The sequence below is a fragment of the Bacillus multifaciens genome (assembly GCF_030756675.1).
In the GTDB taxonomy this organism is placed as follows: domain Bacteria; phylum Bacillota; class Bacilli; order Bacillales; family Bacillaceae_G; genus Bacillus_A; species Bacillus_A multifaciens.
Genome location: NZ_JAVBXD010000050.1, coordinates 22,426 through 29,432 on the forward strand (window position 1 = coordinate 22,426; position 7,007 = coordinate 29,432).

Below are 7,007 nucleotides of genomic sequence, written 5' to 3' on the forward strand. Positions count from 1 at the left end.
GGTTTTTAGAGATTCTTTTTCATGTCTACTAAATTCTAGATTGCTTCTTTTTTTGTATGAGAATGGATGCCATTCTTCATTGCATATAAGAGAAATAGCAGGGAAACAACGGATCCCGAAAAGAAAATCCAAAAGTAATTTTGATCAAATAATAGAAAACTGCCAAGGAGTGGACCTACTCCCATTCCGAAGTAACGAATAAAGTTATAGATACCAATAGCAGTTGCGCGTTCATTCACAAATTCTTCTGTTAGTAATGTTGTATGTGTTGGCATTGATAATCCCATGCTGAATCCGTATAAAGAAGTACCGATGATAAGGATAGGGATATTCATGTTATAAGTAATAGAAAATAATAAGATACATGCAATATGAAAGAAACTTGTAAAGAGTAAAGCATGCTTTGTCTGGATTTTCTTTTGCAACATTTTATAACAATAACTGCCTAACATCATACATAATGACATGGGAACAAAGAGTAGCCCAATTGTATCTGGATGAAGATGAAATATAGTTTTTAACATGGATGGTAAAAAGACAAGGAAGCAAAAATAAAGATAAAATTGCATAAAGCCAATGATGACAATGGTAAAACCAATCTTATTTTGTAAAACGCGAAAGTAGTGTTTCGCTCCTTGTTGTTTTATAGAAGAAACTGGTTTTGTTTCTGGAAGTAAAACAATGTTTATAAGTAATAAAATGATACTAATCGCCGCTAAAAAGAGAAAGATCGAAACGTGCCCATTTCTATTTCCTAAATAGCCTCCCATTAAAGGACCGATAGCAGGTGCTAGTGCTAAAAGCGTTTGGTAGATGCTCATTGCTTTGCCGCGCTCATTTCCTTCGTATAAATCTCCAATGATAGTAGCTGAAACAACTGGGATAGCTGCTGTTCCAAAAGCTTGCATGGCTCTGAAAATAAGAAATATATAAATGTTTGGTGAAAACATACAACCTATTGAGCCTATGAAACCCATTAATAGACCTGGAATGAGAATGTATTTTCTTCCTTTTATATCAATAAGTGGACCGTATACAATTTGCATAATCGCAAGTACAAAAGTAAAAACGGAAACAGTAAGATTGACTAAATATAATGATGTATGAAATGACTCCTGAATCATTGGCAAGATAGGAGTATACATATTTTGGGCTAGTGAGCTTAATAAAGCGCTAATACAAATGACATAGAAAATAGGTGTTCGGTTTGTTGTAGTTGTCATAAATAACCCTCCTTATTTTAGTTTCCTTGGAAACTAAAATAATTTTAACATGATTTTCTTTTTTGTAAATAGATGGTATGAATTATATTTTAAATATGGAATGCTATAAAGTATAATTGTTTCTAGGGAAACGTAATTTGTGTTTGGAGGGGAACAAATTGAACCGCACAGCGCAACAAAAAGAAATATTAGTCGATATGCAAGCACTTATTCATAAGAAAGAAGAGTACATGAAAGAAGTACATGAACAGTTTTTAAGTGAAATTGGGATAAGTGATATCTCATTATCGGAATTACATGTGATTGCTTGTATAGGGCAACAAGGTTTGATGAATGTAACAGCAATTACTGAACGTATGGGGATGACAAAAGGGGCCATTTCTAAAATTTGTACAAAGTTATTTAATAAGAATTTTGTTGAAAAGATGAAAATGTTGAACAACCAAAAAGAAATATTTTTCCGTTTAACAGACAAAGGAAGAGAAATATATCATGCTCATGAAACGTTACATAACAAAGCTGAAGAAGCATGGTTATCGTTTTTAGACAAATATACAAAAGAGGAGCTGGTGGTTATTCAGCAGTTCATAGCGGATGTAACGGAGCATATCGGAACTAAAGGGAGATAGCGGAAAGTTTCAGCGGTAGGGAAGCTGGGGAAATACTTCTTTTGAAAATGGTATAATGTGGTTAAGAGGGAAGGTGCTTTTCATGTTCATAATGATAAAAAATAACGTATCGTTGATCGCAGGACTTAGCCTATTAATATTGGTTGTGACGAATTCTTTAATAAAAAATGATGTAGCGGTAATTTGTATTGATGTAATGTTAGTTTCAATTAATTTGATTTTATATTTTATATCTAAGAACCTTAAAAAAGTTAATTAGATATATTACCACATTGCCAGCATAGAAATATTTCCTTTCAGCTGAGTCGTCTGAGTATGGTTTTCTAATCGTTTTTTATATAATAGGAAGAGATATTTAACAATGTGAATTATTATAAATTATATATAAAACGAGGAGAGAGAGCCATGCTTGAAAATACGGGTTTAGTATTAGAAGGCGGCGGTATGCGCGGCGTATATACAGCTGGTGTATTAGAATATTTTATGGAGAACGATTTGCATTTTCCATATGTGGTTGGTGTATCAGCAGGTGCGTGTAATGCAGCGTCGTATCTTTCGAGACAAAAAGAAAGAAATAAGACAGTAAACATTGAATATGTGACACATCCGAGATATTTATCGTATAAAAATTTTTGGAAAAAGCGTCAGCTCTTTGATATGGATTTTATTTTTCGTGAAATTCCGATGCAGCATGTACCATTTGATTTTGAAACGTATTTCAATACGGAGCAGCAATTTCTTGTCGGAACAACGGATTGTGAAACGGGACAACCTGTCTATTTTGAAAAAGGCCATTCACAAGAAGAGGCATTAACAGTATTACAGGCATCAAGCTCATTGCCTTTTGTTGCACCTGTCGTAGAATTTGGTGGGAGAAAGTTATTGGATGGCGGCATTTCAGATCCGATTCCTGTTCGAAAAGCACAGGAAGATGGTTACCGAAGATCCGTTGTTATTTTGACGAGGAATAAAGGGTATGCGAAGAAGAAATCAAAATTTGGATGGATTGCAGGGAAAGCATATAAAAAATATCCTAAATTAGTAGACGCAATGCTAACTCGTTACGAAGTGTATAATGAGACCCTTCATTATATTGAAAACGAAGAAGCGGCTGGAAATATATTTGTGATTCGGCCGACAGAACAATTACAAGTGGATCGTATGGAGAAGAATCCGGAAAAATTACAGCGCTTGTATGATCAAGGATTTCGAGATGCCGAGAGACAATTTGCAGATTTGCAGGCATTTTTGCGAAGTTAAAAACCTCTGAGTAGAGGTTTTTTTATTTATAGTAAATATATTATGTGGTAAAATATGGATTGACGGTACGGAGTACTTAGACATACTGGATATATGGAAATGCTTATTTTTTTGAGGGGGATTTCTACTTCTCTGGTTGATTTATGATGAAAGGTTATTATAAGTATCGGTTTATAGTATTAGGAAATTTTAATCTCCCTGTGAGTTCAAAATATAGGCTAGGCAGGTAAATTATATATAAAATACACTAAATAACATAGTTGCAACCGCAAGTTGACAAAATGCATTCATTAGAAGATAGAGTTGAGAGCGATGTTTAAGTACAATTTAGTTGTCAAAACAAAGGGGGGCACATATATGGCGTTTGGTGAGAAGCTTTTTAAGTTAAGAAAAGAAAAGGGACTTTCTCAAGAGGCTTTAGCTGAAAAATTAAACACCACAAGGCAAGCTGTTAGTAAATGGGAAAACGGTCAAGGGTTTCCTGAAACTGAAAAACTTCTAATGATCGGAAATATTTTTGGGGTATCTGTTGACTATTTGTTAAAAGATACTGTTGAACAAAGCCATGAAAATGAACAAGGATATTATGTAAGTAGAGAAATGGCAGAAGGGTATTTATTGTATGAACAAAAAATCTCTAAATATATTGCTTTAGGGTTAAGCCTATTTGCTTTATCTCCTATACCATATTTGATTTTTAAACAGGATCCAGCAATTTATACATTCCTTATCATTATAATTGCTGTCCTTGGTATTGGAACTATTATGGCAGCTGTATCTATAGAAGATAATAGTTATAAAATACTAAAAAAAGAGGCATTAATATTTGATCAAAACTTTCTAAAAGAATTGACAGAGAGGTATAAAAATATTAAGAAGAAGTATGCTCCAGTAATGATAGTTGGATTTTGTTCAATTACAGCAGGTGGAATACCGTTTTTGTTAGAAAGAAAAAATATAACTTCAGGATTTTTAGTACCGTATTATCCGTTTTGTGTGGCTTTAATGGCTGTTGGTCTCTACATTTTCATTCGCACAGTAGCAATATTAGAAGCATATAAACTTCTGGTGGAAAATGAAGAACATAGTAACCGCTTGGTTTTTAAACTACGAAAAAAAGTTAGAAAAAAGGTGAATGATTTTTAAAGCAAGGTTGAAAAGCGTTAATGTAATCAAACTTTATATTGGTTTTAGTGTAGGAATGGTAATACTTATTTCTTCTTTTTGCATTCGAAAGTATAGTTACAATTGAATGAGAGATATTAGAAAAAGCCTTAGTTCACAAGTTCTGTGAACCAAGGCTTTTTTATTAATGCGGTAAGAATACTAACTGATAAGCAAACAAAATACTAAACACGTATACAAGCGGATGAACCGCACGGAATTGTCCTTTTGCTACTTTCATCAGCGGGTATGAAATGAAGCCAAGCGCAATACCTGTTGCAATACTTGATGTAAGCGGCATGCTTAAAATGACTAAAAATGCTGGGAAAGCTTCATCAAATGCATCCCAATCAATGTGACGAACTGCGCCCATCATTAAGCTACCAACAATAATTAATGATGGAGCTGTAATAGCCGAAACGCCAGATACTGCACCGACAAGTGGTCCGAAGAATGCAGTTATTGCAAATAATGCCGCAACAGTTAATGTTGTTAAGCCTGTACGACCACCAGCCGCAACACCAGCCGCAGATTCAATATAAGCAGTTGTTGGTGTTGTCCCGAACATAGAACCAATCGTTGCTGAAATAGAATCAGAAAGAAGAGCACGTCCGGAATTTGGAAGTTTGCCATCTTTCATTAGGCCGCCTTGCTGTGCAACTCCAAGTAGTGTACCTGTTGTATCGAATAATGTTACTAGGAAGAGCGAGAAAACAACGCCGTATAATCCGTAGTGAATGACATCAGACACTGCTGTAATTGGATTAGAAACAATTACGCCTTCTGGTAAACCTGGCAGAGAGGTAACTCCGTTTGAAAACGTTAATTGTCCAGTAAAGTAAGCGATAACTCCTGTTAATAACATACCGATAAATAATGCACCGTTTACGTTTAAAGACATCAGTACTAACGTAATCGCAAGTCCAGCTAATGCAAGTAAAACAGGAGGAGAGTGAAGATCTCCAAGTCCAACTAAATTTGAAGGATGTTTCGTAACAATCCCTGTTAGACGTAAGCCGATAAATGCGATAAATAAACCGATACCAGCTGTAATGGCATGTTTTAAGTTTTCAGGAATAGCTTCCATTAATTTTGTACGGAAAGAAGTTAATGATAGCAAAATTAAAATCATACCTGCTACGAATACAGCAGAGAAAGCAATTGCGAATGTCATGCCTTCATGAGTTTTTACAACTGAGTAAGCAAAGTAAGCATTTAATCCCATACCTGGTGCAATTGCAATTGGTAAATTTGCAAAGAATGCCATACATAATGTTCCGACAACAGCAGCGATGATTGTTGCTGTAAATGCTTGTTCAAATGGAACGCCTGCATCACCAAGGATGACTGGGTTTACGACGATAATGTATGCCATTGTTAAGAAGGTAATAATACCAGCCATAATTTCAGTTTTAATAGAAGTTTGATGTTTTGAAAGGTTAAACATAAAAACATCCTTTCTTTTTACGAATAATTATCACAACAGTTATATATAATATTCGTTATTTTGTTTTTTGGCAAGAGTTTTAGAGAAATAAATTCATTTTTTCGGTTTTCTATGGAGAAATTTCGAATGTTAAACGCATTTTCTATGTATATATTTCGTTTTTTGTAAGAATTAAGTATATTTTTTGATTTCGTACATCATAAGAAAGACATAGGATAAGGAGGTTTTAAAAGTATGACACAACAAGAACAACCGAAGAAAACACTGCCCCCGCAACATCAAGAGAAACAGCCAGGAATTGAGAAAATCATGAATCCACGCCCGAAATGTATAGATGAGAAGTATGTAGGAAGCGGGAAACTGCAAGGGAAAGCGGCACTTATTACAGGAGGAGACAGCGGAATTGGGAGAGCGGTAGCGATTGCTTTTGCAAAAGAGGGAGCAAATATAGCCATTGCATATTTAGACGAACATGAAGATGCGGAGGAAACGAAGCGCTGGGTCGAAGCGCAAGGCGTAAAGTGTTTTTTATTTCCAGGAGATGTAAGTGAAGAGCAGCATTGCCAACAAGTTGTAACAGAGGCTGCCGCGCAATTGGGAGGTTTAAATATTGTTGTGAATAATGCCGCGCAGCAATATCCGCAGCAAGGTTTAGAATGGATTACAGCAGAGCAGCTGGAAAAGACGTTTCGGATTAATATCTTCTCGTATTTTTATATAACAAAATCAGCACTTGCTCATTTAAAACAAGGTGATGTCATTGTGAACACTACTTCCATTACGGCGTATGAAGGAAATGAGCAGCTCATTGATTATTCGGCAACAAAAGGGGCAATTGTTTCCTTTACACGTTCATTGGCAAAATCTCTAGTTCCAAAAGGTATTCGTGTTAACGGCGTTGCTCCAGGTCCAATTTGGACACCGCTTATTCCATCAAGTTTCGATGAGAAAAAAGTATCTGAATTTGGCAGCAATGTCCCGATGAAACGGCCGGGACAACCGTATGAATTAGCACCGGCGTATGTATATTTAGCTTCAAATGATTCTAGTTATGTTTCTGGACAAATCCTTCACGTTAATGGGGGCGTGATTGTTAACGGTTAGATAGTATTGTTTTCGTGCCGGGCGGTGTCGGAGGGTCTTTATATCGTGTCGAAGCGCCGATATATCACAAATATCGCTGATAAATGGATGATGTATAAAAGTATGTGTAAGCATTTTTCTGGACAAAAAAAATAAGACAAAGTACTCTCAGGTTTGTCCAGAACCTATAAATGAGAGGAG

Annotated in this window: 6 protein-coding genes; 4 read left to right on the forward strand and 2 right to left on the reverse strand. The window is 35.5% G+C overall.

Going from position 1 to position 7,007, the window contains the following annotated elements; all coding sequences use genetic code 11:
• Window positions 1–35 precede the first annotated feature (35 nt).
• The gene (locus Q9306_RS22065; RefSeq protein ID WP_306202373.1) at window positions 36–1,223 is read right to left on the reverse strand and encodes an MFS transporter; all 1,188 of its coding nucleotides are present in this window, start codon (window positions 1,221–1,223) and stop codon (window positions 36–38) included.
• 197 nt (window positions 1,224–1,420) lie between these two features.
• Here Q9306_RS22065 and Q9306_RS22070 point away from each other — a divergent pair, with 197 nt between their 5' ends.
• From Q9306_RS22070 to Q9306_RS22080, 3 genes are all read left to right on the forward strand, one after another.
• Window positions 1,421–1,852: a MarR family transcriptional regulator gene (locus Q9306_RS22070; RefSeq protein ID WP_306202386.1), complete on the forward strand. Its 432-nt coding sequence runs from the start codon at window positions 1,421–1,423 to the stop codon at window positions 1,850–1,852.
• Between the two features lie 405 nt (window positions 1,853–2,257).
• On the forward strand, window positions 2,258–3,112 hold the full coding sequence (locus tag Q9306_RS22075; protein WP_306202375.1) for a patatin-like phospholipase family protein: 855 nt from the start codon (window positions 2,258–2,260) through the stop codon (window positions 3,110–3,112).
• 357 nt (window positions 3,113–3,469) lie between these two features.
• Window positions 3,470–4,258 carry a helix-turn-helix domain-containing protein gene (locus Q9306_RS22080; RefSeq protein WP_306202377.1) on the forward strand — a complete coding sequence of 263 codons (789 nt, stop codon included), beginning with the start codon at window positions 3,470–3,472 and terminating at the stop codon, window positions 4,256–4,258.
• Between the two features lie 163 nt (window positions 4,259–4,421).
• Here the strand turns inward: Q9306_RS22080 and Q9306_RS22085 are convergent, their stop codons facing one another.
• A complete protein-coding gene (locus Q9306_RS22085; protein ID WP_306202379.1) occupies window positions 4,422–5,723 on the reverse strand; it encodes an NCS2 family permease in 1,302 nt (433 codons plus the stop codon).
• Between the two features lie 234 nt (window positions 5,724–5,957).
• On the opposite strand from Q9306_RS22085, the gene Q9306_RS22090 reads away from it, so the two are divergent.
• Window positions 5,958–6,827: an SDR family oxidoreductase gene (locus Q9306_RS22090; RefSeq protein ID WP_306202381.1), complete on the forward strand. Its 870-nt coding sequence runs from the start codon at window positions 5,958–5,960 to the stop codon at window positions 6,825–6,827.
• Window positions 6,828–7,007 lie beyond the last annotated feature (180 nt).

Coding starts and splice junctions, on each gene's coding strand:
- Q9306_RS22085 (WP_306202379.1), bottom strand. CDS start 5,723: ATGTTTAACCTTTCAAAACATCAAACTTCTATTAAAACTGAAATTATG.
- Q9306_RS22080 (WP_306202377.1), top strand. CDS start 3,470: ATGGCGTTTGGTGAGAAGCTTTTTAAGTTAAGAAAAGAAAAGGGACTT.
- Q9306_RS22070 (WP_306202386.1), top strand. CDS start 1,421: ATGCAAGCACTTATTCATAAGAAAGAAGAGTACATGAAAGAAGTACAT.
- Q9306_RS22075 (WP_306202375.1), top strand. CDS start 2,258: ATGCTTGAAAATACGGGTTTAGTATTAGAAGGCGGCGGTATGCGCGGC.
- Q9306_RS22090 (WP_306202381.1), top strand. CDS start 5,958: ATGACACAACAAGAACAACCGAAGAAAACACTGCCCCCGCAACATCAA.
- Q9306_RS22065 (WP_306202373.1), bottom strand. CDS start 1,223: ATGACAACTACAACAAACCGAACACCTATTTTCTATGTCATTTGTATT.